At 72.3% G+C, this 25,906-nt stretch carries 26 protein-coding genes and 2 pseudogenes; 9 read left to right on the forward strand and 19 right to left on the reverse strand.

Features of this window, described 5'->3' with window-relative positions; genetic code table 11:
• Positions 1-4 precede the first annotated feature (4 nt).
• Positions 5-1,402, forward strand: a complete 1,398-nt coding sequence (locus AB0N03_RS28130) for a HAMP domain-containing sensor histidine kinase (protein WP_364377602.1) — start codon at positions 5-7, stop codon at positions 1,400-1,402.
• Here AB0N03_RS28130 and AB0N03_RS28135 read toward each other — a convergent pair.
• Entirely contained in the window at positions 1,399-2,325 is a 927-nt protein-coding gene (locus AB0N03_RS28135) for a TAXI family TRAP transporter solute-binding subunit (RefSeq protein WP_364377603.1), read from the reverse strand. The genes AB0N03_RS28130 and AB0N03_RS28135 overlap by 4 nt on opposite strands.
• An 82-nt stretch (positions 2,326-2,407) precedes the next feature.
• Between AB0N03_RS28135 and AB0N03_RS28140 the strand changes: the two genes are divergently transcribed.
• A complete protein-coding gene (locus AB0N03_RS28140; protein ID WP_364377605.1) occupies positions 2,408-3,613 on the forward strand; it encodes an NAD(P)/FAD-dependent oxidoreductase in 1,206 nt (401 codons plus the stop codon).
• A gap of 10 nt (positions 3,614-3,623) precedes the next feature.
• Here the strand turns inward: AB0N03_RS28140 and AB0N03_RS28145 are convergent, their stop codons facing one another.
• From AB0N03_RS28145 to AB0N03_RS28155, 3 genes are read right to left on the reverse strand one after another with little or no spacing between them, the layout of a single operon-like run.
• Positions 3,624-5,168 (reverse strand): benzoate-CoA ligase family protein, encoded by a 1,545-nt coding sequence (locus AB0N03_RS28145; RefSeq protein ID WP_364377607.1) that lies wholly within the window; start codon positions 5,166-5,168, stop codon positions 3,624-3,626.
• A gap of 48 nt (positions 5,169-5,216) precedes the next feature.
• Complete coding sequence (locus AB0N03_RS28150; protein ID WP_364377609.1) at positions 5,217-5,588, reverse strand: DUF1801 domain-containing protein; 372 nt, start codon at positions 5,586-5,588, stop codon at positions 5,217-5,219.
• 19 nt (positions 5,589-5,607) lie between these two features.
• Positions 5,608-6,678, reverse strand: a complete 1,071-nt coding sequence (locus tag AB0N03_RS28155; RefSeq protein ID WP_364377611.1) for an acyl-CoA dehydrogenase family protein — start codon at positions 6,676-6,678, stop codon at positions 5,608-5,610.
• Between the two features lie 221 nt (positions 6,679-6,899).
• Between AB0N03_RS28155 and AB0N03_RS28160 the strand changes: the two genes are divergently transcribed.
• The gene (locus tag AB0N03_RS28160) at positions 6,900-7,691 is read left to right on the forward strand and encodes a 2Fe-2S iron-sulfur cluster-binding protein (protein ID WP_364377679.1); all 792 of its coding nucleotides are present in this window, start codon (positions 6,900-6,902) and stop codon (positions 7,689-7,691) included.
• Here AB0N03_RS28160 and paaB read toward each other — a convergent pair.
• The 3 genes and pseudogenes from paaB to AB0N03_RS28175 form a co-directional block, all read right to left on the reverse strand.
• A pseudogene (paaB, locus tag AB0N03_RS28165) lies at positions 7,640-7,762 on the reverse strand (1,2-phenylacetyl-CoA epoxidase subunit B); the annotation flags it as partial. The gene AB0N03_RS28160 and the pseudogene paaB overlap by 52 nt on opposite strands.
• A complete protein-coding gene (gene paaA, locus AB0N03_RS28170) occupies positions 7,759-8,805 on the reverse strand; it encodes a 1,2-phenylacetyl-CoA epoxidase subunit PaaA (RefSeq protein WP_364377613.1) in 1,047 nt (348 codons plus the stop codon). The pseudogene paaB and the gene paaA, both read right to left, overlap by 4 nt.
• A 110-nt stretch (positions 8,806-8,915) precedes the next feature.
• A complete protein-coding gene (locus AB0N03_RS28175; RefSeq protein ID WP_364377615.1) occupies positions 8,916-9,707 on the reverse strand; it encodes a tryptophan 2,3-dioxygenase family protein in 792 nt (263 codons plus the stop codon).
• Positions 9,708-9,893: 186 nt separating this feature from the next.
• Here AB0N03_RS28175 and AB0N03_RS28180 point away from each other — a divergent pair, with 186 nt between their 5' ends.
• The 5 genes and pseudogenes from AB0N03_RS28180 to AB0N03_RS28200 all read left to right on the forward strand — a co-directional run bounded on the left by AB0N03_RS28180 (position 9,894) and on the right by AB0N03_RS28200 (position 14,677).
• Positions 9,894-10,628, forward strand: a complete 735-nt coding sequence (locus AB0N03_RS28180) for an SDR family oxidoreductase (protein ID WP_364377616.1) — start codon at positions 9,894-9,896, stop codon at positions 10,626-10,628.
• 17 nt (positions 10,629-10,645) lie between these two features.
• Positions 10,646-11,440 (forward strand): alpha/beta hydrolase, encoded by a 795-nt coding sequence (locus tag AB0N03_RS28185; protein ID WP_364377618.1) that lies wholly within the window; start codon positions 10,646-10,648, stop codon positions 11,438-11,440.
• Positions 11,441-11,702: 262 nt separating this feature from the next.
• Positions 11,703-12,962, forward strand: a complete 1,260-nt coding sequence (locus AB0N03_RS28190) for an acyltransferase (protein WP_364377620.1) — start codon at positions 11,703-11,705, stop codon at positions 12,960-12,962.
• A 353-nt stretch (positions 12,963-13,315) separates the two neighbouring features.
• Positions 13,316-13,840 (forward strand): annotated as a pseudogene (locus AB0N03_RS28195) (discoidin domain-containing protein); the annotation flags it as partial.
• Positions 13,841-14,038: 198 nt separating this feature from the next.
• Positions 14,039-14,677, forward strand: coding sequence for a glycoside hydrolase family 64 protein (locus tag AB0N03_RS28200; RefSeq protein ID WP_364377681.1), 639 nt, complete (start codon positions 14,039-14,041; stop codon positions 14,675-14,677).
• A gap of 59 nt (positions 14,678-14,736) precedes the next feature.
• Here AB0N03_RS28200 and AB0N03_RS28205 read toward each other — a convergent pair whose 3' ends face one another.
• The 12 genes from AB0N03_RS28205 to AB0N03_RS28260 form a co-directional block, all read right to left on the reverse strand.
• Positions 14,737-15,276, reverse strand: coding sequence for a hypothetical protein (locus tag AB0N03_RS28205; protein ID WP_364377622.1), 540 nt, complete (start codon positions 15,274-15,276; stop codon positions 14,737-14,739).
• Complete coding sequence (locus AB0N03_RS28210; RefSeq protein WP_364377624.1) at positions 15,260-16,345, reverse strand: hypothetical protein; 1,086 nt, start codon at positions 16,343-16,345, stop codon at positions 15,260-15,262. The genes AB0N03_RS28205 and AB0N03_RS28210 overlap by 17 nt, the downstream gene beginning before the upstream one ends.
• Positions 16,342-18,582: a hypothetical protein gene (locus AB0N03_RS28215; RefSeq protein ID WP_364377625.1), complete on the reverse strand. Its 2,241-nt coding sequence runs from the start codon at positions 18,580-18,582 to the stop codon at positions 16,342-16,344. Before AB0N03_RS28215 ends, AB0N03_RS28210 begins: the two co-directional genes overlap by 4 nt.
• Positions 18,572-19,648 carry a TIR domain-containing protein gene (locus tag AB0N03_RS28220; RefSeq protein ID WP_364377627.1) on the reverse strand — a complete coding sequence of 359 codons (1,077 nt, stop codon included), beginning with the start codon at positions 19,646-19,648 and terminating at the stop codon, positions 18,572-18,574. The genes AB0N03_RS28215 and AB0N03_RS28220 overlap by 11 nt, the downstream gene beginning before the upstream one ends.
• A 31-nt stretch (positions 19,649-19,679) precedes the next feature.
• Entirely contained in the window at positions 19,680-20,882 is a 1,203-nt protein-coding gene (locus AB0N03_RS28225) for an OmpA family protein (RefSeq protein WP_364377629.1), read from the reverse strand.
• A 6-nt stretch (positions 20,883-20,888) separates the two neighbouring features.
• A complete protein-coding gene (locus tag AB0N03_RS28230; protein ID WP_364377631.1) occupies positions 20,889-21,530 on the reverse strand; it encodes a hypothetical protein in 642 nt (213 codons plus the stop codon).
• A 13-nt stretch (positions 21,531-21,543) separates the two neighbouring features.
• Positions 21,544-21,735, reverse strand: a complete 192-nt coding sequence (locus tag AB0N03_RS28235) for a hypothetical protein (protein ID WP_364377633.1) — start codon at positions 21,733-21,735, stop codon at positions 21,544-21,546.
• Positions 21,732-22,577, reverse strand: coding sequence for a hypothetical protein (locus AB0N03_RS28240; protein ID WP_364377635.1), 846 nt, complete (start codon positions 22,575-22,577; stop codon positions 21,732-21,734). The genes AB0N03_RS28235 and AB0N03_RS28240 overlap by 4 nt, the downstream gene beginning before the upstream one ends.
• A complete protein-coding gene (locus AB0N03_RS28245; protein WP_364377637.1) occupies positions 22,574-23,086 on the reverse strand; it encodes a hypothetical protein in 513 nt (170 codons plus the stop codon). Before AB0N03_RS28245 ends, AB0N03_RS28240 begins: the two co-directional genes overlap by 4 nt.
• Before the next feature lie 40 nt (positions 23,087-23,126).
• Positions 23,127-23,849, reverse strand: coding sequence for a hypothetical protein (locus AB0N03_RS28250; protein WP_364377639.1), 723 nt, complete (start codon positions 23,847-23,849; stop codon positions 23,127-23,129).
• A gap of 141 nt (positions 23,850-23,990) precedes the next feature.
• Entirely contained in the window at positions 23,991-24,329 is a 339-nt protein-coding gene (locus AB0N03_RS28255) for a hypothetical protein (RefSeq protein WP_364377641.1), read from the reverse strand.
• The gene (locus AB0N03_RS28260) at positions 24,326-24,928 is read right to left on the reverse strand and encodes a toll/interleukin-1 receptor domain-containing protein (protein ID WP_364377642.1); all 603 of its coding nucleotides are present in this window, start codon (positions 24,926-24,928) and stop codon (positions 24,326-24,328) included. The genes AB0N03_RS28255 and AB0N03_RS28260 overlap by 4 nt, the downstream gene beginning before the upstream one ends.
• 340 nt (positions 24,929-25,268) lie before the next feature.
• Here AB0N03_RS28260 and AB0N03_RS28265 point away from each other — a divergent pair, with 340 nt between their 5' ends.
• On the forward strand, positions 25,269-25,835 hold the full coding sequence (locus AB0N03_RS28265; protein WP_364377644.1) for an NUDIX hydrolase: 567 nt from the start codon (positions 25,269-25,271) through the stop codon (positions 25,833-25,835).
• The last annotated feature ends 71 nt before the right edge of the window (positions 25,836-25,906 follow it).

Below are 25,906 nucleotides of genomic sequence, written 5' to 3' on the forward strand. Positions count from 1 at the left end.
GGGCGTGCGCGTCCGGCTGCAGGGCATCGTGCTGACCCTGGTCGCGCTGCTGGTGTTCGGCCTCGGCATCCCGCTGGCCAGCTCGATCGCCGCGGGCGCTCAGCAGGACCTGTTCCTCGACCGGCTCACCGACACCGCCCGGTTCGCGTCGCTGGCGCAGCGGCCGCTGCTGGACAACAAGCCGTACCTGATCGAGCCCGACGTGCGCCGCTACACCGAGGTGTACGGCGTCCAGGTGGTCGTCGTCGACCAGGACGGCAAGCCGGTCGTCACTTCGCTCGGCCCGGCCGCCGCGCGGATCGACCTCGGCGACGAGCGGATCAGCGACCCCGTCCACGAGGCGCTGGCCGGCCGCCGGTCGCAGCCCGCCGGCGTGCTGATGCCGTGGGACTCGACGCCGCTGGTGCTCGCCGAACCGATTCTCGCCGACGGGGAGGTGCGCGGAGCGGTGCTGACCGTGTCCGCCACCGACTCCGAGCGCGCCGCCGTGCTGTGGTGGTGGCTGCTGCTCGCCGCGGGCGGCATCCTCGCCTTCGTGGTCGCGCTGGCCGTGGCGATCCCGGTGGTCCGGTGGACCCTGAAGCCGGTGAAGCGGCTCGACGACGCGACCGGCGCGCTGGTGGCCTCGGTGGTCAGCGGGCGGGAGGCCGAGCCGGTGGGCGAGGGCGGCGGCCCGCCGGAGCTGCGGCAGCTCGGGCGCTCCTTCGACCGGATGGCCGAGAGCGTGTCGAGTGCGCTCGCCGCGCAGCGCGCGTTCGTCGCCGACGCCTCGCACCAGCTGCGCAACCCGTTGACCGCGCTCAAGATCCGGCTCGGGAACCTCGACGGTCACGTCGCCGACGAGCAGTCCGCCGCCGACCTGGAAGCCGCGCGCGTCGACGCCGGGCGGCTGCACCAGATCCTGGACGGCCTGCTCTCGATGGCCCGCGCCGAGGCGTCCGGCGGCGAGCTGGACCCGGTGGTGCTGGACGACGTCGTCGCCGAGCGGGTCGCCGACTGGTCGGTGGTCGGCGAGGCCCGGGACGTGCGGCTGGTCGTCGACCCGGCCGGCGACGGCGCCCGGGTGCGCGTGCCGCCGCGCGGCGCCGAGACGATCCTGGACGCGCTGCTCGACAACGCGCTGAAGTTCACCGCTTCCGGCACCGAGATCCGGGTCGCGGTCGAGCGCGACGGCGACCGGGTGCGCCTGTCGGTCCGCGACCACGGGCCGGGGCTGCCGGCCGACGAGCTCGACCGCGCGCTGGACCGGTTCTGGCGCAGCCCGGCGCACCAGAACGTGCCGGGGTCGGGGCTGGGCCTGGCGATCGTCAGCGAGCTGACCGCGCATTCCGACGGCGAGCTGACGCTGGACCTGCCCGAGGGCGGCGGCCTGCGGATCGCGATGACGTTCCCGGCCGTCTAGGTCTTCTTGGCCCGGTAGTAGCGCAGTGCCCCGGGGTGCAGGGGGATCGGCTGGGTTTCGATGCCCGGGTGGACGTCGATCGACAGGGCCGCCGGGTTGGCCACCGCCAGCTGCTGGCGGGCGTCGAACAGGCCGCGGACCAGCGCCTCGGCGACGTCGTCGCTCATCGACTTCGGGACGACCAGGAAGTTCGGTACCAGCAGCGTGGTCACCGGGCCCGGCTGGTTGTAGGTGCTGGCCGGGATGGACGCGGTGCCGTAGACCTGGTTGACCTCCTGCATCTTCGGCATCACGTCGGCGATGTCGAGCAGGCGCAGGGACTGCTTGTCGTTGTACCGCGCCAGTACCGGCGTCGGCAGGCCGCCGGACCAGAAGAACGCGTCGATGTCGCCGTTCAGCAGCGCCTTGACCGAGTCGTCGAGCCCGCGCGCGCTGGTGGTGACCGAGCCGGCGAGGCCGGTCGCCTCCAGCAGCCGGCTGGCGATGTACTCGACGCCCGAGGACGGCGAGCCGATCGCGATCTTGCGGCCCCGCAGCTGCTCGACGGTCCGGATGTCGGAGTCGGTGCGCACGACGATGTGCAGGTAGTCGTCGTGGATCCGGGCGAGGGTGGCCAGCCGCGGGTCGTTCTTGTAGCGGTCGGCGGCGACGTCGGCCGCGACGAACGCGACGTCGGCGTGGCCGGCGAGCACCCGGTCGAGGTTGTCGGGCGAGCCCTGGGTCTGCAGCACGGTGGGCCGGTCGATGTCCAGGCCGGCCGCCCATGCGGTGGCGAGGGTCTGGGCGAGCTTGTCGTAGACCCCGCCGGGGTTGCCCGCGGCGATCCGCAGCCGGAGGTCGCCGAACCCGGAGCTGCAGGCGGCGAGCACCAGGAGCAGGGCGGCCGCCATCGCGAGCGCTCGCCCCCGCCGCGTCCTGGCCACGGCCCGATCGTGCCAGATCCGGCGCCCCGGTGGTTGGCGGCGGGCGATCCGGGCACTCCCCGCCGGACGGAGGGAGACCGGGATGGACGTCGTCGTCGTGGGTGGCGGGCTGGCGGGGTTGAGCGCGGCGCGGCGGTTGCGCCGGGCCGGGGCGGAGGTCACGGTGCTGGAGGCGGGCGACGACGTCGGCGGCCGGGTGCGCACCGACGTCGTCGACGGGTTCCGCCTCGACCGCGGGTTCCAGGTGCTGTTGCCCGCCTATCCGGCGCTGCGGCGGCTGGCCGACGTCGGCGCGTTGCGGCCCCGGCCGTTCACGCGCGGCACGATCGCGATGACCGGCTCCGGGCGCCGGTGGCTCGCCGCTCCGTGGCACGGCCTCCCGGCGGTGCGCGGGGCCGTGGGGTTCGTCGCGGGCCGGCCCGCCGACAGCGCGCGGATGGCGGCGCTCGCGGCGCGGGACCTGCTGAGGGCCGACCGCACCGGCACCGGACGCAGTACCGCCGAAGAGCTGCGGCGCTGGGGATTGACGCGGTCCACCGTCGAGGAGGTGCTGCGGCCGTTCCTCGCCGGGGTGTTCCTCGACCCGGCCCTGGCGACGTCGGGGCGGATGTTCCACCTGATCTGGCGCAGCTTCCTGCGCGGCGGGGGCGCATTGCCGGCCGAGGGCATGCAGGCCCTGCCGCGTCAGCTGGCCGCCGGGCTGCCGGTCCGCACGGGCGTCGAGGTGGACTCGATCACCGAAGGCGGCGTGCGCACCAGCGATGGCGAAGACGTGCCGGCGCGGGCCGTGGTGGTGGCGACCGACGGCGACACGGCCGCGCGGCTGCTGCCCGGGGTGGCGGCCCCGGGCTGGCACGCGGTGACGACCTTCTACTACCGCGCGGCGGTGAGCCCGCTGCGGTCGCCGACCCTGCTGGTCGACGGCCTCGACGAGCTGCTGCTCAACACCGCGGTGCTCAGCGAGGTGGCGGCGGGCTACGCCCCGCCCGGCTCGGCGCTGATCGCCGCGTCGGTGCCCGACCGCGCCGATCCCGGCCTGGAGCCACGCGTACGGCAGCGGCTGGCGCGGATCTACGACACGGACACGCGCGGGTGGGAGCTGCTGAAGACGTACGCGATCCCGAAGGCGCTGCCGGTGTTCGGCCCGGACGCCCCGCTGCGACGCCCGGTGCGGGTCGCGCCCGGGCGGTACGTCTGCGGTGATCACCGCGACACGCCGTCGGTGCAGGGCGCCCTGGTGTCGGGTCAGCGGGCGGCGGCCGCGGTGCTGACCGACCTCGTGGCGTGAGGATCCGGGCTCAAGCCGCTTCCGGAAGTTCTTCGCCCCGCAAGGCGGCCCGGTCCACCTTCCCCGAGGCGGTCCGGGGCAGCCGGGGCACGAACCGGACCTCGCGCGGGTACTTGTGCGGCGACAACCGCGACTTCACGTACTGCTGCAGCTCCTCGCCGGAGACCCCGCCCCGCGAGACGACGAACGCCCGCGTGCGGGTGAGGCCGTCCTGCCGGAACCCGACCAGCGCGCACTCCACGACCGCCGGGTGGGTCGCCAGGCACTTCTCGATCTCCGTCGGGGAGACCCACAGGCCGCCCACCTTCAGCAGGTCGTCCGCCCGGCCCTCGTAGTGGAAGAAGCCGTCCGCGTCCTGCGACACCAGGTCGCTCGTGCGGACCGTGTCCGGGGCCGGGAACGCTTCGGCCGTCTTCTCCGGGGCCTGCCAGTAGCCCGCCGCCACCGTCTCGCCGGTCACCTCCAGCCGGCCCGTCGCGCCGCGGGGGACCTCGGTGCCCTCGTCGTCCACCACCCGGACGCGGTAGCCGGGGAGCACCTCGCCGAGGGTGCCGGGCCGGGAGCGGCCGGGGGAGTTCGAGATGTAGCCGTGGTAGGTCTCGGACGCGCCGATCCCGTCGATCGTGTCCACACCGAACGTGTCCGCGAACCTTCGGTGCAGGTCCGGCGGCAGCAGCTCGCCGCCGGAGACGCACAGGCGCAGCGAGCCGAAGTCCTGCTCCGCCGCGGCCGGGTGCTCCAGCATCGCGTTCATCATCGTCGGGACGTTGACCAGCACCGTGGGGCGGTACCGGGCGATCAGCGCGAACATCCGGTCCACCGTGCTGCGTTCCGGGAACACGACGCCCGCCGCGCCGATGCCGAACGGGAACGTCACCGCCATGTTGTTCGCGTAGCCGAAGAACAGCTTCGGCACCGGCAGCACGACGTCGTCCGGCCGGATGTCCATGACGGCGCGCGCGTACCACTCGAAGCTCAGCAGCGGGCTGCGCGCGCGGATCAGGCACGCCTTGGGGGAGCCGGTGCTGCCGGTGGTGAACCGCCACAGCGCGATGTCGTCGCTGCGCGTCGCCGCGGCCTCCAAAGTGGCCGGCCGGTCCGCCGTGACCGCCGCGAAGTCGTGCTCGCCCGGCCGCAGCGACTCCGGGTCGACGCCGACGACCAGCAGGTTCCGGGCGCCCGCCGCGCGCAGCGGACCCAGCGTCGCCGCGTCCGCGACGACGACCGCCGGCCGGCTGTAGTCCAGGTAGTACCGGTAGTCGGCGGGCTTGAGGAAGGTGTACACCTCGGCCGTCACGGCGCCGGTCTTCTGCACGCCGAACCAGGTCGCGACGAACTCCACGCCGTCGCCCAGCGCCAGCAGGACCCGGTCGCCCCGCCGGACGCCCAGCTCCCGCAGCGCGTGGCCGGTCCGGTTGGCCAGCGCCTTCACCTCGCCGTAGCTGACCGGCCCGGCCGCGGTGAGCAGCGCCGTCCGCCCGTCTTCGTTGCGGTCGAGGAAGTGCTCGGCGAGGTTGAACTCGGCCGGTACGTCGGCGGCGCGCAGCGGTGCCATGTGGTGTCCTTCCCCCAGCGGGCCGATCCCCATCGGCCCGGTCGTCGGTCAGTTGCCGGCCTGCTCCAGCGCGGCGGCCTGCCGCAGCCAGTCGCCGAACAGCGCCTCGTCGATGTCGTCCACCGAGCGGATCTTCACCTGGCCCATGCCGCCCGAACCGGGTTCGAGGCGGCCGGAGGAGTCCGAGATCGCCTGCCCGCGCCAGAACCCGAAGGTGACGTAAGCCTTGTACGCCTTCAGGTACGTGACGAGCTGCTTGCCCGGGGTCTCGCTGTGGCCCCACCACGGGTGGCCGTAGTAGAGCAGCCCGTGGGCGTCGGGGAGGTTCGCGTCGATCACCTTCGCCAGCCGGTTCGCGATCTCCCGCAACGGTTCGGCCAGGTTGGCCAGGTATTCGTCGGTGTTCTGGGGTTTGCCCATGATCTTCCTTTCCTAGGGGTCAGGCGCTGCGCCGGACGTCGTCGAGCAGCGTCGTGCCGAGCACGTCGTAGCTCGTGTCGGCGATGAACTTGTGCTGCAGCGCGACCAGCAGGTCGCGCAGGATCCGCTGCAGCGGGTGGTCCAGCCGGATCGCCGCGGTGCCGGCGTACCGGTAGGCCATCGTCGTGACGTCGGTGGCCACCTCGGTCACGTACGTTTCGGCGGCGACCAGCTGCTGCACGAACAGGCGGTCCGGGCGGGGGCCCGATCGCAGCCGGTCACCGAGCGCGCCGAGCAGCCGCGCGGCGTGGTCGCGGGCCGCGCTCAGCCGGGTGTGGGCCTCGCCGAGGTCCCGGTGGAACGCGCCGCGCGCGGCCAGCGGCGAGCCCGCGGACCGGGCCGCGGACACGACCGCGTCGAGGGCCTGTTCGCCCGCGCCGAGCGCGACCCCGCAGTGCGCCGCGGCGACCTGGGCCGCGATCGGCGCGGCGAACCGCGGCCCACCCCGCAGGGGCCGCGGCCGGCCGAGGGGGAACCAGTACCCATCGGGCACGAAGAGGTCCCGGACCGCGTAGTCGACGCTGCCGGACCCGGCGAGCCCGACGGCGTGCCAGTTGTCGAGGACTTCGACCCGCTCCTTCGGGACGACGAACGCGCGCCACTCCTCCTCCGGTGCCGGGGCGGTGAACCCGCCGAGCACCCAGGTCGCGTGGCTCATGCCGCTGCCGAAGCCGTAGCGGCCGGTCACCCGGACGCCGCCCTCGGCGGCCACGGCCGTCCCGCGCGGCGGTCCCTGGCCGGCGACCACGGCCGGCCCGCCGGAGCCGAAGATCTCGCGGACCGCTTCGTCGCCGAGGTAGGCGGCGGCCCACGACGAGTAGAGACAGCCGGCCGAGAGGTTCCAGCAGGCCGCCGTGTTCACCCGGCTGACCGCTTCGTAGACCTCCATCTCCACGAGCGGCGGCACTTCCAGGCCGCCGAGCTCGGTGGGCAGCGCCAGCCGGAACAGACCCGCCTCGGCGAGCGTGCCGAAGGCCTCTTCGGGCAGCATGCGCCGCTGTTCCGCGTCGGCCTCGGTCGCCGCGAGCACCGCCCGCACGCTCTCGACACGCTTGGCGAGATCCGGCTGGCCTACCTGCGCGAGCCGGCGGAGTTCCGCAACGCGCAGCTGGTGGAACTGCCCAACGGCGACTTCAGCTGCGCCGGTCCTATTCGGTCTGCTCCACGCCGGAGGACCTGGCCCGCCACGGGCACCTGCGCCTGGGCATCCGGATCGTGCCCGGCGGCACCGTGTCCGGCCGGCTGGCCGGGGTGGACGCGCTGGACGTCCTGCCGCCGGTCGGCTCCTTCGGCACGACGCCCGATCCGGGACGGCGGCGTCGCTACGGCGCCGTCGCGGCCGGTTCGGGGATCACGCCGATCCTGTCCATAGTGGACTCGGTGCTGCGGGCCGAGCCGTTCAGCACGTTCACCGTCTACTACGGCAACCGCACCACGGATTCGGCGATGTTCGCCGAGGAGCTGGCCGACCTCAAGAACTCCCACGCCCGGCGGCTGCACCTGGTGCACGTGTTCTCCCGCGAACAGCGGGCCGCCGGCCTGGCCGCGGGACGGCTGGACGCGGCCACCCTGCCCCGGCTGCTGGCCGGGCTCGGCACGCCGGCCCCCGGCCGCGAGTGGTTCGTGTGCGGCCCCGACGGTCTCGCGACGGCGGCCCGGCGGACCCTGCTCGGCCTGGGCGTGCCCGCCCGCGCCGTCCACACGGAACTCTTCGGACTCGCGGTCCCGCCGGTGGCCCCCGTCCCGGACGCCGCCGCCGGCCGCCGGGTCCGCGGCGTGCACGACAGCCGCATGTCCACAGTGGACATGGGCGGCGCCGGCTCCATCCTGGACGCCGCGCTGACCGTCCGGCCGGAGCTGCCCTACTCGTGCCAGACCGGCGTGTGCGGCACCTGCCGGGCGCGCGTGCTGAGCGGATCGGTCCGGATGAGCGGCGGCTTCGCGCTCGACGCCGGCGAGGAAGCGGCGGGTTTCGTGCTGACCTGCCGGAGGGCGTGCTGCAGGGCCAGCGTGGCGTCCGCGGCGTGCAGGCTCCCCACGTGAGCGTGGGTGACGCCGCGCCGGGCCCGGACGAAGACCTCCCACAGCGGCCAGTCGCCCGTCGCGCCGGTCATGCGGCCACCGCCACGGCTTCACGGCGCTTCGCGGCGTAGGCCGTCGCGGCCGCCCGGACCCACGCGCCGTCCTCGTGGGCGGCCCGCCGGTGGCGCAGCCGCTGCCGGTTGCACGGGCCGTGCCCGGCGACGACCCGCTTGAGCTCGGCGAAGTCCGGTGGGGTGAACACGTGGTGCCCGCTTCCGGCGTCCCGGCGCAGGGCGGGATCGGGCAGCTCGACGCCGAGCGCCGCCGCCTGCGGCACGCAGAGGTCGACGAACCGCTGCCGCAGCTCGTCGTTGCCGCAGCGCTTGATCCGCCAGGCCATCGACCGGGCCGAGTGCGTCGAGTGCTCGTCGGGCGGGCCGAACATCGCCAGCGCCGGGTACCACCAGCGGTCGACCGCGTCCTGCGCCATCTTCCGCTGGGCCGGCGTCCCGTGGGTCAGCGCGCGCAGCGAGTCGAAGCCCTGCCGGTGGTGGAAGGACTCTTCGCGGCAGACGCGCACCATCGCGCGCGCGTACGGGCCGTAGGACGTCCGGCAGAGGGTGACCTGGTTGACGACCGCCGCGCCGTCGGTGAGCCAGGCCAGCGCGCCGGTGTCGGCCCAAGTCAGCGTGGGGTAGTTGATGAACGACAGGTACTTCTGCCGTCCACTGTGGAGCGCGTCGAGCAGTTCGGCGCGTGACACGCCGAGCGTCTCCGCCGCGGAATAGAGGTAGAGCCCGTGCCCGGCCTCGTCCTGGACCTTGGCGATCAGGATGGCCTTGCGCGCCAGGTCGGGCGCGCGGGTGATCCAGTTCGCCTCGGGCTGCATCCCGACGACCTCGGAGTGCGCGTGCTGTGCGAGCTGGCGCACAAGCGCCGCGCGGTAGCCCTCCGGCATCCAGTCGCGGGGCTCGATCTTCAGGTCCGCCGCGATCAGCGCGTCGAAGTCCGCCTCGTGGCGGGCCGGCGGCCGGGCCACGCGACTCCGGGAAAGCTCTTCTTCCGCCGTGCGCACGGTCGCGGCGAGCGCGTCCATCCCGGGCGGAACCGGGACACCGGGAATATCGGGCTGCACGAACGTCCTCCAGGATCTCACCCGCGCACGCGGAAGCCGCGGTGATCGAATTCGAGTATGCGAGGGGCGCCGGGCGACGGGCATCTTCGCTCGTGCGCTCCCGGACTTCGTCAGAAATTCCCGCGGATAATCCAGAGATCGGGAAAAACCGGCTTGAACAATGTTGTGTACAGATAGGACGCTCCGGCCGAGCCGCCGGTCCCGGGCAGCGTGCCGATCATTCGTTCGACGAGCCGCACGTGCCGGTAGCGCCATTCCTGCCAGATGCGGTCGAAGTCGGTCAGGCGCTCGCAGAGCTGCGCGGGCAGGCCGTCGTCGTCGTAAACGCGCACCAGCACGCGTTGCACCGCCGCCGACGGCTCGGGCGGCGCCGCCGGATCGCGGCGCAGCGGGACCGGATAGCCCTGGGTGGCGAGAAACTCGACAAAAGTGTCGAAAAGGGACGGTCGGGCCAGTGCGGCCTCGATCCGCAGCCGGTCGGCGCTGCCCGCGAGGTGACCGTCGGTGATGCGGCCGTCACGGCGGCCCAGTACGGCCTCCAGCTCGCGGAACTGGGCCGACTGCAGGCCACTGCCGGTGCCGAGCTCGTCGCGGAACCGCGCGAAGTCCCGCGCGGTCATCGTCTCCACGACGTCCACTTGGGACACCGCGAGCCGCAGCACGGTCAGGCAGCGGTGGAGGGTGTGCAACGCTTGCGCGGCGCGGCCACCGGCCAGATCGGACTGGAGCTTGGCGAGCTCGTGCAGCAGCTGCTTGAACCACAGCTCGTAGACCTGGTGCACGACGATGAACAACAGTTCGTCGTGCTCCCCGGAAACCGGGCGCTGCGTAGCGAGCATTTCGTCCAGGACGAGATACGTCGAATAGTTCGGTGGTGCGGGTGCGAAATCATTTTCGAGCATGGCCGGTCATTCCCCAGTTCGTACGAAAGCCGTTTCGGTCAGAGTAGGCGCGATCGCGGCTTTCCCGGCTGTCGTCCCGGCGTCCCGCAATCCGGAAGAACCGGCGGGCAGCACGTTCGGAGATGCGGCGCCCCGGCGCCGGTGGCAGCGTGATACGCCGTGGTAGAGCGGGGATATCGGGCCTTCGTGTCCGGTGGCACGGGAGATCTCGGTGCCGAGGTCGTGCGCACGCTGGCCGGCTCGGGCCACGAGGTCTGGTTCCAGTACCGCTCGGGCACCGACGCCGCGACCGCGCTCGCGGACGAGACCGGCGCGAAGCCGTTCCAGGCGGACTACACCCGGATAGACGAGCTGACCGACGCCGAAGTGCTGCCCCCGGGCGGATTCGACGTCCTCGTCTGCTGCGCCGGGGTGAACCTCGGCCGGGAGAAGCTCGCGGACGTGCCGGCGGACACCCTGCGCCGGACGCTCGCCGTCAACGTGCTGAGCGCCGTCCGGCTGACGCAGGCCTGCCTGCCCGCCATGACGGCGGCGGGCCACGGCCGGATCGTCTACCTCAGCTCGATCTTCGGGCAGGTGGCCGCGCCGGGGAACGCGCCCTACAACCTGACGAAGAGCGCGCTGCGCGGCCTCTGCCAGAGCGTCGTCGCCGACTACGCCGGTTCCGGCGTCACCGCCAACGAAATCCTTGCCGGCCCGGTCGACTCCACGATGTACCGGACCGTCGCCGCGGACCGCGCGCGGGCGCTCGGCCGCGATCCGGCGGTGCTGGAAGCGGCCATGGTCAAACGGATCCCGGCCCGGCGGCTCGGCACGCCGTCGGACGTCGCGCACGCGGTCGGCTACCTGGTTTCGGCCGAAGCGTCCTATGTGAACGGTGTGGCACTGCGCGTCGACGGCGGGGTGCTCAGTGTCCTGTAGCAACGAGGAGGAAGTCCATGAGTGAGGTAACGTCCCAGGACGGCACCAAGATCGCCTACGACCGTTACGGCGACGGGCCGCCGGTCATCCTGGTCGGCGGCGCCTTCCAGTTCCGCGCCTTCGATCCGAGCACCGCGCAGCTGGCGCAGCTGCTCGGCGAGCGGTTCGGCGCGATCCACTACGACCGCCGGGGCCGCGGCGAAAGCGGCGACACCAAGCCGTATTCGACCGACCGCGAGGTCGAGGACATCGAGGCGCTCGTCGACGCCGCCGGCGGGACCGCGTCCCTGTTCGGCATGTCCTCCGGCGCGGTGCTGGCGCTGGACGCCGCGGCGCGGCTCCCGGCCGCGAAGGTCGCCAAGGTCGCGGTCTACGAGGCGCCGTTCATCGTCGACAACCTCCGCCCGCCGCTGCCCGAGGGCTACCACGACAAGCTGGTGGAGCTGGTCGAGGCGGGGCGTCCGGGTGACGCCGTCGAGCACTTCCTCGTCCACGGTGCGGCCGTGCCGCCGGAGTTCGTCTCGCAGATGCGCGGGGCGCCGATGTGGCCGGGCTTCGAGTCGGTGGCGCACACCCTGGTCTACGACTCGGCGCTGATGGGCGACGGCTCGGTCTCGGCCGACCGCTGGGCCGGGGTGCGGGTCCCGGTGCTGGTCTCCGACGGCGGCGCCAGCGGCCCGGTGATGCACAACGCGGCCAAGGCGCTGGCCGGCGTGCTGGCCGACGCGCGGGAGCGGACCCTCGAAGGACAGGGCCACGACGTGGCGCCGGACGTGCTGGCGCCGGTGCTCGAGGAGTTCTTCGCCGGCTGAGGCGCAGGTTCCCAAGGACGTCCCCGGTGCCTCGCACCGGGGACGTCTCTTTTGTCCGAAGTGGACTCGGTGCGAAAATATCCACCGTCCTCTGTGGCCGGTCGGTGAGCTTCCGAGCTGCGGTTTTCCCTTGTGGACCGCACCAACGGAGATGAGCGCCCCGACATCCGGCGTCAACGATGGGCTTCTCTGGACTTCGAAGGGGTTCATCATGGGGAACGCAGTCAGGCCCACCGGGCCGCTACCGGCACCAGGTACGAAGGTGCGCGTCCCGACGCTCGACGGCGTCCGCGGGCTCGCCGCGGTCGGGGTGCTCGTCTACCACGTCGCCTTCATCAGCGGCGTCAGCGCGTGGATGGGCCAGCCCGGCGCGGGAATCTGGGGCCTGGTCAGCAACGGGCTCGCCGTCTGCCTGGGACCGTTGTTCGTCCTTTCCGGAATGCTGCTGTTCCGCGGGTTCGCCCGGTCGGTCATCACGGGCGCGCCCAAGCCGGCCGTCGGCTCGTTCCTGACCCGGCGGGCGCTGCGGATCCTGCCGGCCTACTTCCTGCTCGTGGTCGCCGACCTGCTGCTGCTGAACCTGCGCAGCATCGACGGTGTCTGGTACGTGCTGCGGCCGTTCCTGCTCTTCCACTTCTTCTGGCCCGACGGCATTTCCATGGCCGGCATGGAGCCGACGTGGACGGTGCCCGCCGAGATGACGTTCTACCTGCTGATCCCGGTGGTGGCGTGGATCGGCGGCCGCTACGCGCGCAAGGCGTCGACGCCCGGCGCCCGCGCCCGCCGGCTGGTGCTGCCGCTGGCGGTCTTCACCCTGATCGGGTTCGCCTGGACGGCGATGGCGTACCTGCCGGCGCTCGGCACGGACGTGTTCTACCTGTCGTTCTGGCCGTTCGGGTACTTCTCGCTCTTCGCCGCCGGGATGTTCCTCGGCACGCTGTCGGCGTACTCGCAGGCCGTGGACCGGCCGCCGGCGGTGTACCGGTTGATCGTCCGGCACCCGAACCTGTGCTGGCTGCTGGCGCTGGGGGTGTACGTGGTCAACCTGCCGGAGTTCTTCGGGCACCCGGGCATGGGCGACTACGGCGCCCTCGCCCAGGAGATGCTGGCGCTGGTGTTCATCACGGTGTTCGCGGTGCTGATCGTCGCGCCGCTCACGGTGCCGGGCGTGCGCTCCCGGCTGATGGACGGGGTGCTCACCAACCGCCCGGTCCGGTTCCTCGGCCGGATCTCGTACGGGATCTACCTCTGGCACCTGCTGATGATCTACCTGTGGTTCGGCAACGGCAGTGTGTTCGGCAAGGTCCCGGACTCGCTGGTCGGCCTGCGCGGCCAGGTGGGCTTCTGGCCTCTGCTGGCCTTCGTCCTCGGCGGCAGCATCGTGGCGGCGACGATCAGCTACGTGCTGGTCGAGCGGCCGGCCAACGTGCTGGCCCAGCGCATCGGCCGGGACCGGGCGCCGGTGACCCCGGTCGTCGTTCCGCCCGAAACGAGGCCGGAACCGGGCGAACGCGCGGCCTGATCCGCGGGGCCACCTCGGCCGCGGTCGAGGTGGCCTCCGGCGTCCGGACGGGAGCGTTCCGCCGAGCGCGTCGATCGTGCGAAGGGCACCGCTGGACATGGCTGACTCCCGGTGAGCCGGCCTCCGAGCGGGTGGCGGCGCCACGCAGAGGGGTCGAGGTGGAACCGGTTCCGAGGATCGCTCCGCGGCGCCCGGCTGTCAAGGGTTGACAGGCGGGGGCGGTGGTATGAACCTTTTCACCGTCGTCCCCCGCCGGCCCTCGAGGGCATCCGCCCGGCGCTCAGGGGGCGAGCCGGACGACGCCGTCCCCTGACCGGCGGCGGGTCCGCCCCTTTCCCGGCCAGGGAGGAACCATGCCCTCGAACGCCCAGCCGCGGCGCAGTCGCCGCGGACCCGGTACCCGCTTGGCGACGCTCGCGGCGGCTCTCGCAGTCGCCTTGCTCGGCCTCGCCGCCCCGCCGGCGAACGCCGCCGACACGCTTATTTCGCAAGGAAAGGCCGCCACGGCGTCCTCGGTGGAGAACGCCGGGACGCCGGCGTCCGCCGCGGTGGACGGCAACACCGGCACCCGCTGGTCCTCGCAGTTCAGCGATCCACAGTGGATCCAAGTCGACCTCGGCGGTGCGGCGACCGTCGGCCGCGTCGTGCTGAACTGGGAAGCCGCCTACGCCACGGCCTACCAGATCCAGTTGTCCGACAACGGATCCGCGTGGTCCACTGTGTACCAGACGACGACCGGAACCGGGGGCACGCAGACGCTGAACGTGACCGGGGCCGGGCGGTACGTGCGCGTCGCCACGACCGCGCGGGCCACCCCGTACGGCGTCTCGCTGTGGGAATTCCAGGTGTTCGGCACCGGCGGCGGGACCACGCAGCCCGGCGCCGGCGTCCCGCCCGACTCGTTCTGGGGTGACACCGCGAGCATCCCGGCCGCGCGCAACGTGCTCACCGTGAAGGTGCTCAACCGGACCAACGGCAAGTACCCGGACAGCCAGGTGTTCTGGAACTTCGGCGGCCAGACCCACTCGATCGCCGAGCAGCCCTACATCGACATGCCCGCCAATTCCGCTGGCCGGATGTACTTCTACCTCGGCACCCCGAACGGCCAGTACGCCGACTTCATCGAGTTCACCGTCGGCCCGGACGTGTTCAACGGCAACACCACCCGGGTGGACGCGTTCGCGCTGAAGCTGGCCATGCGGCTGCACGCGCACGACGGCTACGACGTCCAGGTGGGCGACGACTACGGGACCTTCCAGGAGGACCGGTCGGCCACGTTCGCCAAGTTCCAGGCCGAGGTGCCGACGGAGTTCAAGGGCCTGGCGACGGTGAACGCGCCGTACCGGATCCCGGCCCCGGGCAGCGCCCCGGACTTCCGCGCGGGCGGCCGGTACGCGAACTACTTCACCGCGTACGCGCAGTCGGTGGGCGTCAACGAGCCGACGTCGAACATCACCGGCTGCGCCGGTTCGCTGGCGGGCAACCCGAACATGTGCGCGGCGCTGAACCGCCACACGGCACAGCTGCCGCAGTCGCAGCAGCAGGACCCGGCGAACTACTACAAGGCGGCTCCGGCCAACTACTACGCGAAGTACTGGCACGACCACGGGATCAACCACCTGGCGTACGGCTTCCCGTACGACGACGTGGCGGGCCAGTCCTCGTTCGTCTCCCACGGGGACCCGCAGTGGCTGGTGGTCGCGGTCGGCTGGTGACCCACGCCCGGTGTGACGGCTCCCGGACCGTCACACCGGGTAGGCCGGGGCCGGCCGGGTCACTGGTCGAACGAGGCCAGCCACACCTGCACCGGGCTCGCGCACCGCGGTGCGGTACCCGACGCGCAGTCCTGGTTGTTCCAGAGCAGGAATCCGGCGGCCAGCAGGACGGCCAGCAGCCACGGCCGGATCGTCCGGGTCAGCGAGAGCTTGGGCAGCGCTCGCTTGAGCAGGTCGTCGATCCCCTCGATGACGGCCATGACACCGGAGCCGTAGCCGTACACGACTTCCGGCGGCGTGCGGCCGAACCGGCGCGCGAGCCGGCCGGCGCCGAGGTCGGGGAGCAGCAACAGGACCAGCAGCCCCCGGGTGAGCAGCGTCAACGGGTGGACCAGTGCGCCGCCCAGCCACGGGAACAGCTTGGCCGTGAGCACGCGCAACAGGATGAACGTCAGCACCACGGCGACGACCAGCTCCGCGAAGGTCCGGAGCCAGAACGGGAACCCGAACTGGGTGGCCGCGTCGTCGAGCAGTCCGACCAGGCCACCGAGCACCGGCACGTCGGCTACCGGGCTGAGCACCTCAAGCCATGGCGCCATCGTCTTCGTCCTCGTCTTCTTCGTCGTCCTGGTCGGTTCGGCTGGACTTCGCCGTCACGGGTTTGGGCGGGTCCGGGACGTGGGGCTTGCCGACGAGCGTGTCGTTGGCGTCGGCCAGCAGGCCGGCGACGTCCCGCCGGGTCACCAGCCGGGCTTCCAGCAGCGTGTTGAGCACCGTCAGCGAACGGTCGTAGTCGAGCTGCTTCTGGTCCTTCCACAGTTCCAGCACGTCCTGGACGTCCTCCTTGTTGCCCGACAGTCGCAGCGCGAGCATGTTGATGTCGCCTTCGCGAAGCACCTCGGCGTAGAACCTCAGGCGCTCCTGCTTGAGCTCGAGTTCGTGCTTTTCCTTCATGATTTCCAGGTCCCGCTGGTGCCCGGCGTGCAGCAAGTTCAGCTCGTGCGCACCCACCGCTGTCTCCCGGTCGCGGATCAGCTGAGTCCGTTTCGCCATGTGCTCGCGCGTGCTCTCTTCGAGAGTGAGCACCGCAGAGCAGCTGGTGACGTCGACGACGTCGGAGATCCGGATCACCTGGTGGCCGAACCCGTGGTCGATCTTCCGCTCGGCTCTCGCGCTCTGCTCGACCTCGAAATCGCGGGTGACGTCCCGCAGCCGCCGTTCGAGGATGTCGCGGATGACGGCACGTGGCTCGACCTTCTGCGCCTTCACCGCGGCGATCGGGTCGTGGACCTGCCACGTCACGCGAACGCTCGCGGTGAAGTAGAACGCCTCTTCCTTCGAAGGCAGCTCGATCGAATAGGTCTCGTAGTGCGGTTGGACGTCGACCAAGTACATCTCTCGCGGCGTTGCCAGCCACAGCTCGCCCATGGTGAGCCGGCCGGTGCCGAGCCGGTACTCGCCGCTCTTCGTCACGTAGACGACCGCCGAATGACCGGAGGTCGCCGGGTTGTCCTTGCGGAGGGAGGTGCGGCTGACCTCGACCGTCCGGACGATCGGCCCGGCCGGCGGTTCGGGCGGCGGTTCGGGCGGAGTCTCCGGTGCCGCGGTGGGAGCCGGCTCGGGTTTCTCGGGCGCGGCGTCGTTCGGGGACGCTGACTGGGTCGTCATGAGTTCTCCTCTTTCTCGTCGAAGAGCCGGAGCACGGTCCGTGCGGCGGCGGTGGGGCCTTGCCGGGCACCGGCCCACTGCTCGAGGTCGTAGCGGATGCCGGCGAGGTCACCCGAGTGCCGGCCGATGTCGTGGAGCAGGCGGGCCAGCGGCTCGGCGATCGTGTCGTCCTTGCCGGAGATCCGGACCCAGTCCTTGAACACCTGGTTCGTGTCGCGCAGGAAGTCGGCGGTCTGCAGCATCCGCGAGAACAGCACGAGGATCTGTGTCCGCCGGTCTTCGTCCTGGTCGGCCAGCCACAGCAGGACCGGCCAGCGCTCCGAGCTGGTCTCCACCCGGACCCGTACGTAGCGCGACATGATCAGCACGGTCAGCAGGGCGGTGTCGCGCCGGTCGGGCGCGCGGCCGTCGTCTGACCAGCGGACGAGCGCTTCGAGGACCTGCCCGGGATCGGCGCGCAGGAAAAGGTCGTTCAGTCCCACGCCGACGGAGTAGGCGGTGGCCCGGGTGGCGGCCTTGCGCATCACGATCAGCGCTTGCCGCGTGCTGATCGTCGGCATGCTGCCCAGGGCTTCCGCGGCGGTCGCGCGCAGTGCGGGCGTTCCGCGCTCGGCCCAGTGCTTGAGCACCTTGGTGACCACGTGCTCGAGCTCCGGGAGCTGCCCCGGCACGCGGAGCGCCGCGACCGCCGCGCGCCGCTCGTCCGCGATGCCGGAACCGGCCCAGCGGAAGATCATCCGGTTGAAGACGTAGGTGAAGTCGTATTGGCTCAACGCCCCGACCGCGACGCCGACCCGGGCGCGGACCTCGTGCTCGTCGTCCCCGCCGAGGTCGAACAACCAGTCCAGGACGACGTCGAGGGCGTCGGTGTACTGCAGCCGCAGCCAGTCCAGGACCCGGGCGGGGAACCGCTCGTCCCGGAACCGCAGCTTCCGGACCTGCACCTGGCCGTGGTTCGTGTCCTGCGTGCTGTCGACGAGCTCCGCCCTGGCCGCCTCGACCCGCTGGGAGAGCTGCGTGGCGAAGACGCGCCGGGCGCGATCCTCGCGGCGCGGTACTTCGAGCCGCTGGAACCGGTTCGCGAGCAACCTCGCCGCCGCCGACACCGTCTGGACGGATTCGTCGTTGAAGATCGCCAGCGCGATCACGAACGCGCGCTGGTCGGTATCCGCCAAAGCGTCGAACCACCGGGAGAAGTCGACCGAGCTGGCGTGCGAATAACGGTCACGGACGTAGGCGAGGTCGAGGCGGTCGTTGGCGACGTCGATCAGCAACCGGCCCAGCCTGGCCAGCTCCCGCGGCGGGAGCTCTTCACCGAGCTGCTCCACGATCTCGCGGACTTCGGGCCGGGCCAGCAGCTCCCGGTCCGCCGTCGCGGAGTCGGCGAGTTCCCAGGCGAGATACCTTTCCAGTAGCGGCTTCGGCTGGATCCGGCCGAAGTCCGTCACGACGAAGTCGCCGATTTCGCTTTCGATCAAGCGGACGGACTCGTCGACGATGACGACCAGCATGCAGCCTTGCTCGCGCATCATCCGCTCGAGCTGCTCCGCGTGGAAAGTCCGGAACTCCGCGGCCTGGCGAGGATCCAACGACTCGAGGAGGTAGCCGTGCGCAGGCTCGAGATGCTGGGTGGTCAACTCCTTGAGCGGACGATCGGGATCCAGTTTGCTGACACCGGCCCGGCACGTCTCGTTCAGAAGGCGCAACGCGGTCGTCGTCCGGCCGGTGCCCTTCTTGGCGTGGATGATGAGCAGCTGCCGGTGCTCGAGGCGGTACCGCAGCTCGGCGTACCCGTCCGGCTCCACATAGGACTGTTCGATGCGTTCGAGCACCGATCCGGGTACTTCCCCGCTGCGGAGCCGCAGGTCGACGTCGTGGTACCCGGCGGCTCCGTGCCGGTCGCCGACCTGGCCGACGGAGGTGTCGCCCAGGAAGAAGTTCGCGGTCCCGAAGGAACCGGCCAGCCCGCCGGCGCCCCAGCCGAGCAAGGACCGCACGGCCGCGTCGACCTGGTCGCTGAACCGGCCCCACGACTGCGCGCTCTCCGGGTCGGCCGCCTTGTCCTGCGCGGCCCGGATGTCGTCCTCTTCCTCCTTTTCTTCGTCCTTTTCGGACTTCTCGTCGGTCTTCTTGTCTTTGTCGGCGGTCTTTTCCTGCTGAGAATCCTCGGGCGAGGGCTTGGCTTCGGCGTCTTCGGCCGGTTCCGGTTCCTTGTCTTCGGGCGGCTCAGTCGTCATGGACCGCACCCCCGTGGTTGTCGCCGATGTGGTGGGCGGTCGTCGGGCCGTTGAACTCGAAGCGGCTGCCGCGGTGGACAGACCTGGGTCCGGGCGCGGGCGTGGGCGGCGAGGAATCCGGGCCGGGCAGCCGCGGGTAGCCGGGCAGCCGCACGTACAGAGCCGTCCCGGTCGCGGTGGTGACGAGCGTGTACAGCGACGGGTTGCTGCCACCCCGGCCCCGCCGGATCACCGTGTCGTAGACCCGTTGGGTGACGACGATCGCGCAGTCCGCGCTGGGTACCCGGTCCAGGACATCGGTGACGGCGGCGGACAGCGCGGCCTCGATCGCGGTGGTGACGTCGAGCGTGGCCAGGTGGCCGGACAGCGGGATCTGGCCGCGGTGCACGGCGATCCGGACGGTGCCGGCCCGACGGCCGCGCGCCGCCCGCTCGATCGCGCCGGCCAGCGTCGTCACGACCTCGGCGGCCGGCAGCGCGGACTCCGGGACCACCGCGACGGTCCGGAAGGCGCCGGGGGACAGCTGGTCCGGGGACAGCGTGACCCGGCATTCGGCCAGCGCGTGGTCCAGCACTTCGCCGAGGACGTCCGGCGATCCGCCCGCCAGCACGACGATCGACGACGCGACCGGCGCGGGGCCGGATCCGCCGCCGAGTTTGGCCACCAGCAGGGCGGCCAGGGTCGCCGGCGACGTCACGGCGGCGTCGACGTGCCCCGTGGTCGTGCGCAGCCCCGGGATCGCGGTGTCGTCGAACCGCACCGGCAGGAGGTAGCCGTCCCCGCTCCGGAACTCCCGGTCCTGCGCCGAGCGCCGTTCGTGCCGGGTCCACATCCGGCGCGCGAAGGCCGCGGAAGCGAACAGGACGCAGTACCGCGACCGGTGGTTGTAGATCTCGTCGAGCCGCGTGTAGAGATCCGCGCCCAGCAGGTCCGCGGTTTCGTCGGAGTCGAGGAAGACGCGGAGACCCGCGGCGACGAGGTGCTTGGCCACCTCCTCGACGTAGTCGCGTTCTTCGGCCGCGAACGACAGGCAGTAGTCGTACTCGTACTCGGATTCGTCGGTCATGGCTGCTCCTGTTCCGTTCCGGGGCGGCACCTCATCGGCGCGTCACCTCGACGATCACCGTCCGGTTGCGCGCCGCGGCGGCCGGGATCAGCGAGCCGTCGGGGTGGTGGTCGGGCACGTAACCGTCGAAATAACTGCCGACGCCGGCGGTGGCGATCTGCGCACGCTCGGCTCCCCGCTCGACGAGGAGCCCGGCCACCGCGTTCGCCCGGGCGTCGGCCAGCGCGATCTGGCCCGCCCGGTCGCCGGTGCGGGCGGTCGTCCCGGTCAGCCGCACGCCGCGACGGCCCCGGGCGGCAAGCCAGCGGGCGACCGGCGCGATCACCTCGCCCGCCGCCGCGGCGTCGCGGAACTCCGCGCTGTCCGGCCGGAACCCGACCTTGCCGTCGTCGGGCAGGACGAGCTTCGTGAACTGGTCCGGGTCGAGGTTGCCGGGCGGAGGGACCGGGACCGCGCCGACCGCCGGCACCCCGGCCGGGGCCGCTCCGCCGTGGGGCTCGGGCAGCACGGCGACGCAGTCCGCTTGCCCGGCCTTGGCGATCGCCTTGTACAGCTCGGTCAGCTGGTTGTGGCGGGCCGTGTCGAGCGGCGCCTGCGGTGCCGCCGTGTCGCCGATCCCGGCGAGCAGGACGGTCTTGTGCCGCAGGTCCGGGACGGCGTCGCCGAGCGCGCCCGCGACCTCGCCGGGGTCGGCGTCGAGCAGACCCGGCTGGCGGAAGTCCAGCGGTGGCACGGTCTGCAGGCCGGAGTCGACGAGCACGACCGTGCCCGCGCCGTCGCCGGTCGCGTGGGCGGCGACGGCGAGCGCGCCGAGCACGTCCGCCTCGGCGACCTTCGCTCGCACCGATGTCACCGCGGTGGCGAACTTCCGGACGAAGCCGGCCCGGTCGTTTTCCAGGGCGGCGCTGTTGTTGCCGTCGGAAAAGAACATCGCGGAGGCCGTGACCTCGGGGCGCCCGTCGACGCTGACCACCGAGACCTTCGGCCCCTCGGTGTGGCCATGGACCGTGGCGACCGCGGCCTGGACGAGCCGCCCGACCTGCTCCGGAAGGACCGGCTGGGGGCTGCCGGCGCGGCCGCCGGCCGCGACGGCGAGCGGTCCCGCCGCCGGGCACGGCCCGGTCTGCGCGGCCGCGGGTGCCACGGCGGCCGATTCGGGGCCGCACGCGGCCAGGGCGGGCAGCAGCACCACCACAGCGAGCAGGACGCGGGGGAGACGACGAGATCTGAACACGGTTCCTCACAACTTTCGGATGTCGGGCCGGGTGGCGCCGGGACCGAGGGCCGCCAAGCCGTGGCGGTCCCCGGGCCCGAACGACCCGGTGGCGGGGCCGGGGTGCATGACGGCGCCGGCCCGCAGGGCGTGGCCGAGGCCCAGCGCGTGTCCCAGCTGGTGGCGCAGGTGCGCGGCGGCCGGGCCGGGATCCAGCACGCAAAGACCGCGGTCGAGGTACGCGTCGCCGTGCGCCGCGCTGAGCTCGCAGCAGGCTTCGCCGACGGCGGCGGGACGGACGACGATGCTGCCCGGGGCCACGTCCGCCGCCCGCGCCGCCGGGGGGTGCGCGGCGGCCGTCCGCAGCTCGAGCCCGGTCAGCAGGCTCAGCTCGGCGACGACCTCCTCGAGGCCGGCCGGGGACGGCCACCCCGCGGACTCGGCCGGTCTGACGGTGATGGGGAGCCCCGGCCGCCAGCGGACCGGGTGCCGGCCGCGGCACCGGGCGAAGGTGAAGTCGACCCCGTGGGCCAGGGGCGGCGGCCCGGCCGGCCACCGGGTCGGCGGGAGGGGCGCGGGGGGCGCCGGCGTGCCGGCCGCGCGCAGGGCGACGTCCGGATACCGGCCCAGTGGCCCGATCGACGTGCGGCGGCTTCGGCGGGATCGCATGCGTTCGCTCCGTTCAGTTCCAGGTCCAGTGCCGCCGGCAGGCCGGGCAGACGAGTCCCGACATGCACTCTTGGCAGAGCCGGCCCGGGTCGTAAGCGCCCGAGCAGGCCACGCACACGTCGAGCTCTTGGCGGCAGTGCGGGCAGCGGGGTTTCGGTGCCTGAGCGGCTTCCTGGCCGAGGAACCGCTGGTACCACCGGCTCATCCGGCCCGCCGCAGTTCCTCGTCACCGTCGTCGTCCGGCTCCGCGGCCGGGCCGGGCGAGGGCAGCGGCACCGGCCCGGTCTCCGTCACGCCGGTCTTGGCCGGATCCTGCAGGTGCACGGCCATCAGGTGCCGCGCGTAGTTCGCGAGCTCGGCGCCGAGTGCCTGGCGCTCCCGGATCGCGGCCGTCATCCGCTCGTCCTCCCGGTCGAACTCCCCGACGCACTGGTCGACGACGGAGTCCGCGCGGGCCTTCAGCGCGTCGAGCCGGGCGACTTCGGCGTTCTGCCGCGCCGATTGGCGGACGAAGCGACGGTGGGCGAAGTACACGGGGTTGTAGAGGCGTTCGGCTTCGAACGCGGTGCACAGCCCGCTCACGAGGTAGAGGGCGAAGAAGAACCAGGCGGCGTAGTGGCCGCGCTCGACCTTGGCGTCGTCCGGTGCCGCTCCCGCGCCGAACCCGAGCGCGGACTCGGTCAGCTCGGCGCTGTGCCAGCGGACCACCAGGAGCACGAGGCCCAGGGCCAGCCAGGCGATCGTGAGTACCACGATCGCCGGGACGACCCCGGTGCGGCCGTGGCGCAACCCGGCGAGCGCGACCCCCGCGGTGGCGGCGGCCATCAGCGCCAGCGCGGTCGCGCCCAGCGCCATCAGCCAGGAGAAGACCTCGGCCTCGTTGAGCAGCAGGTCGAGCACGGCCTTGAACGCGGCGGTGTCGGTCAGCGCGCCGACGAGGATGAGGAAGCCGGCGGCGACGAGACCGAGTGAGCCGCGGCCGGCGAGCAGCTCCGGGGCCGCCCACCCGGCGGGCTGCCGCGTTCGGCTGCCGAAGATCCGCTTCATCGTTCGTCCTCCTCGTCGTCGTCGCGAACGGGCACCGGCCGCTCCGGGCCGGCGTCCCGCGGGCGGCCGGTGAGCTCGGCGCGGCACCGCTCGTACGCCTCGTTCAGGCGGTCGAGCTCTTCGCCCGCGTGACCGGCCTGCAGCTGCAGCTCGCGGCGGTACTGCGTCGCCTGGCCGAGGTGCAGGGCCAGCACGGTCTGGTGGTCGAGGTACTCGGTGCGCACGGACTCGATCCAGGCCGCCACCCAGGACTCGATGACCAGGTCGAGCGCCGCGCCGGTGCCTTCGTCGACCGCGTCGCCCAGCTGTTCCACCAGCTGGCGCACGCGCTGGCGGCAGGTGCCCCGATCGGGGGCGGGCGGCATGTCGAACGGCACCGCGCGCCAGCGGTCGATCTCGGTCAGCTGCAGGAAGGGACCGGGCTTGTCGGCGGGCCCGGGCCGGTCGGGCATGACGTCCTGCCAGGTGGGCTGGGCCGGTTCGGATCTGGCGCGGCGGCGGCGGAACATGATGGATCCTTCGCGGTGGTGTGTTCGGGACTTGGGGGAATCAGTGCTGCGCCGCGGGCTCGGGCGCGAGCGGGGTTTCGGGTTCGTGGACCCAGCTCGGCAGCCGGGGCCGGCCCAGTTCGAGCAGCGGGATGAGCGCGCCGCCGTCGGGGTGCCGGCGCACGAGGTGCCGCTCGTAGGTACGGCACCGCCGCTGGGCGTGTTCGTGGTGCAGCTGGATCCGGGCCGTGGTCAGCCGCTTGCGGGCGACGATCGCTCCCAGCAGCCGGGCCAGCTCGACGTGGAGTGCGCGGGCCTGCTCCGCCGCGCGCTGTTCCTCCTGCACGAGCGGGTTCCGGCGCCGGTCGTGCTCCCGCTGCCGCCGCGTCCGGACCAGCTGTTCGTCCACTCCGGACTCGACGGCGTTCCGCCGGGTCAGCTCCACCTCCGGCGGCACCGCCGGCACCGCGGCGAGCCGGGCGCGGGCGTCGGCCGCCTTTTCTTCGGCGCCGGCGATTTCGCCCTCGAGCTCTTCCCGCCGGCGCACCAGCGGGTGGATGTCCTCTTCCTGCCGGAGCAGCTCGCGGGCGGCGAACACGTTGAGGTGGTGCTGGCGCACCCCGTGGTACGGCGTCGCGGCGAACTCGTTCTCCACCGGCAGCGCGGGGAAGCCCGACTTGCCGTCCTGGCGCCCGGCCCGCCGGTCGGCCAGCCGGGCCACGGGACCGTAGCGGAGCGCCTTCCGGCGCAGCTTTTCGGACTCTCGGTCCGGGTTCTTCGACATGACGGCTCCTGGCGGAAGGTGGCGTGGGGTGCGCCGGACATCGGGGGGCGGTGGTGCCGAGCTTGTCCCGGCTCCGTGGAACGGCGGTGGATCGGGAATGGACCGCGCGAAGCGTCCACCGTGGACCTCGGCCGAGCGGGGTCAGCCGGCGCGGAACCAGCGGCGGATCAGGCTCCCGGTGGTGGCGAGCAGGAAGAAGAAGATCACGGCGCGGACGAGATCGCCGTGGTCGTCCGCGTTGCCGGTGTAGGCCGCGGCTCCGTAGGCGAAGAAGACGACGTCGACGAGCACGATCGCCAGCACCCACCGGCCGGCGTGCGAGCGGGCACGGGCGGCCTGCTGGTAGATGTTCCGGCTCTGGTCGACGTCCCCGTTGTGGATCGTCTGCGAGCCTTGGTTGATGTAGTTCGTGCCATCACCTTCGGTGTGGGTGAACTGCCGGCCACGCGGGTCGCTTTCGCGATCGGGTGGGTACGTCATCGCCGGCCTCCTTCGGCTCCGTGGTGGTGGATCGTCTGCGGGCCCTGGTTGACGTAGGTGGTGCCGCCGCCGGACACCGACGTGTGCTGGTTCCGCGGACCGCTCGCCGCCGGCCGGCCGGGATCGCCGGCCGCGATCTCCTCGTCCGCGCCGGTGAGTTCGGCGATCAGTCCACGGAGGTCGGTGGCGAAGCTGTGGTCGCGGAGCCGCCGGTACGTCGAGCGGGACAGCGACGCGATGTCGGCGGGCAAGTCCGTGAAGGACGGCAGCCGTACGTCGTCGAGGAGCACCGGAACCACCGGGATGCCGCGTTCGAAGGCGGTGCGCAGTTCGGATCTGACCCAGTCCCGCGGATCGGCCAGCCGCGGGCGTCCGTGGTCGTCGTGGGCGGCGAGCCAGTGGGGCCCGATGATCGCGAGCACGAGATCGGCCGCGGAAACCGCGTCCCGGATGGATCCCGGGTACAGTTCGCCCGGCCGGAGCGAGTCGCGATCGCGGAAAACGCGGTGCCATCCGGTTTCCTTCGCGAATCCGGCCGCGACTTCCCGCGCCACGTGCACGCTGTCCTCGGTGCGGTAGCTGATGAATATGCGACGCATCGATCATTTCTCCTTCGGGATTCGACGGCAGTCGACAATCGAGTTCGAAGCGGAACCCGAACTCGCTCCCGGCGAATTCGACGTCCTAAGGATCGACGTCGAGCTCGTCCTCGTTACGACGTTTTTGATTCGTTACTTCCGGTGAGAGATGACCGTCGAGAGGCGGCGTCCCGACTTTTTCGTACGGCGGGAGCGATCATGTCCGTGCTTCCGTCCGCCGGCGGCGACCGGGTACGCGGAGGCCGCCCTCACCCGTTTGCGGCGATGATGCGTGGCTTCGATGGATCGAGCGTGGATCGGATGTGTATCGCCGTGCGGGGCGGTGTGCTTGACTCGGGAAGTGATCGACGACGGGCCGAAGCCCCCACCGCGCACCTGGTCGCGGCAGAAATCCACCAGCGTGTTCTCCTCGCCGTGGTTCGACGTCCGGCAGGACGCGGCGACCCGCCCGGACGGTTCCCCCGGCCGGTACGACCACGTCTTGTCCGGTGGTTCCGTGACGGTGGTGGCGCTGGCCGAGGACGGTCGCGTCGCCGTGACCCGGCAATGGATCTACACGCACGAGGAAACCCAGTGGCGGCTGCCCGCCGGCCGGATCGACCCCGCCGACTCCGGTCCCCGGGCCGCGGCGGCCAGGGAACTGCGTGAAGAGACCGGGATCTCCGCTGAGGGCTGGCGTCACCTCGGCACCGTCAACTGCGCGGATTCCTTCACGAACCACCGCGACCACGCTTTCCTGGCGACGGGGCTGACTCGCGGCACCGCGCGCTTGGAGCCCGGCGAAGCCGACCTGCGGGTACACCTGCTCCCCTTCGAAGAGGCGTTGTCGCTGGTCGTCGAGGGCCGGATGCCCCACGCCGGCAGCGCGTTCGCCTTGCTCATGGTTCGCGCGCTGGGTGTGCGCTGAGCCCGTTCACCGTTTCCGGAAACGCGGGAGACGTGCAACGCATTGTCTGTTCTCTCGTCTCGGATGAATCC

Origin of the sequence: Amycolatopsis sp. NPDC051061 (genome assembly GCF_040682935.1) — a bacterium.
GTDB lineage: Bacteria > Actinomycetota > Actinomycetes > Mycobacteriales > Pseudonocardiaceae > Amycolatopsis.

Bases quoted from the DNA above. Each gene is read 5' to 3' on its own strand.
- AB0N03_RS28200 (WP_364377681.1), top strand. From the start codon at position 14,039: ATGTACTTCTACCTCGGCACCCCGAACGGCCAGTACGCCGACTTCATC.
- AB0N03_RS28140 (WP_364377605.1), top strand. From the start codon at position 2,408: ATGGACGTCGTCGTCGTGGGTGGCGGGCTGGCGGGGTTGAGCGCGGCG.
- AB0N03_RS28205 (WP_364377622.1), bottom strand. From the start codon at position 15,276: ATGGCGCCATGGCTTGAGGTGCTCAGCCCGGTAGCCGACGTGCCGGTG.
- AB0N03_RS28185 (WP_364377618.1), top strand. From the start codon at position 10,646: ATGAGTGAGGTAACGTCCCAGGACGGCACCAAGATCGCCTACGACCGT.
- AB0N03_RS28215 (WP_364377625.1), bottom strand. From the start codon at position 18,582: ATGACGACTGAGCCGCCCGAAGACAAGGAACCGGAACCGGCCGAAGAC.
- AB0N03_RS28245 (WP_364377637.1), bottom strand. From the start codon at position 23,086: ATGTTCCGCCGCCGCCGCGCCAGATCCGAACCGGCCCAGCCCACCTGG.
- AB0N03_RS28145 (WP_364377607.1), bottom strand. From the start codon at position 5,168: ATGGCACCGCTGCGCGCCGCCGACGTACCGGCCGAGTTCAACCTCGCC.
- AB0N03_RS28250 (WP_364377639.1), bottom strand. From the start codon at position 23,849: ATGTCGAAGAACCCGGACCGAGAGTCCGAAAAGCTGCGCCGGAAGGCG.
- AB0N03_RS28220 (WP_364377627.1), bottom strand. From the start codon at position 19,648: ATGACCGACGAATCCGAGTACGAGTACGACTACTGCCTGTCGTTCGCG.
- AB0N03_RS28175 (WP_364377615.1), bottom strand. From the start codon at position 9,707: ATGCTCGAAAATGATTTCGCACCCGCACCACCGAACTATTCGACGTAT.
- AB0N03_RS28210 (WP_364377624.1), bottom strand. From the start codon at position 16,345: ATGACGACCCAGTCAGCGTCCCCGAACGACGCCGCGCCCGAGAAACCC.
- AB0N03_RS28235 (WP_364377633.1), bottom strand. From the start codon at position 21,735: ATGAGCCGGTGGTACCAGCGGTTCCTCGGCCAGGAAGCCGCTCAGGCA.
- AB0N03_RS28150 (WP_364377609.1), bottom strand. From the start codon at position 5,588: ATGGGCAAACCCCAGAACACCGACGAATACCTGGCCAACCTGGCCGAA.
- AB0N03_RS28260 (WP_364377642.1), bottom strand. From the start codon at position 24,928: ATGCGTCGCATATTCATCAGCTACCGCACCGAGGACAGCGTGCACGTG.
- AB0N03_RS28230 (WP_364377631.1), bottom strand. From the start codon at position 21,530: ATGCGATCCCGCCGAAGCCGCCGCACGTCGATCGGGCCACTGGGCCGG.
- AB0N03_RS28240 (WP_364377635.1), bottom strand. From the start codon at position 22,577: ATGAAGCGGATCTTCGGCAGCCGAACGCGGCAGCCCGCCGGGTGGGCG.
- AB0N03_RS28255 (WP_364377641.1), bottom strand. From the start codon at position 24,329: ATGACGTACCCACCCGATCGCGAAAGCGACCCGCGTGGCCGGCAGTTC.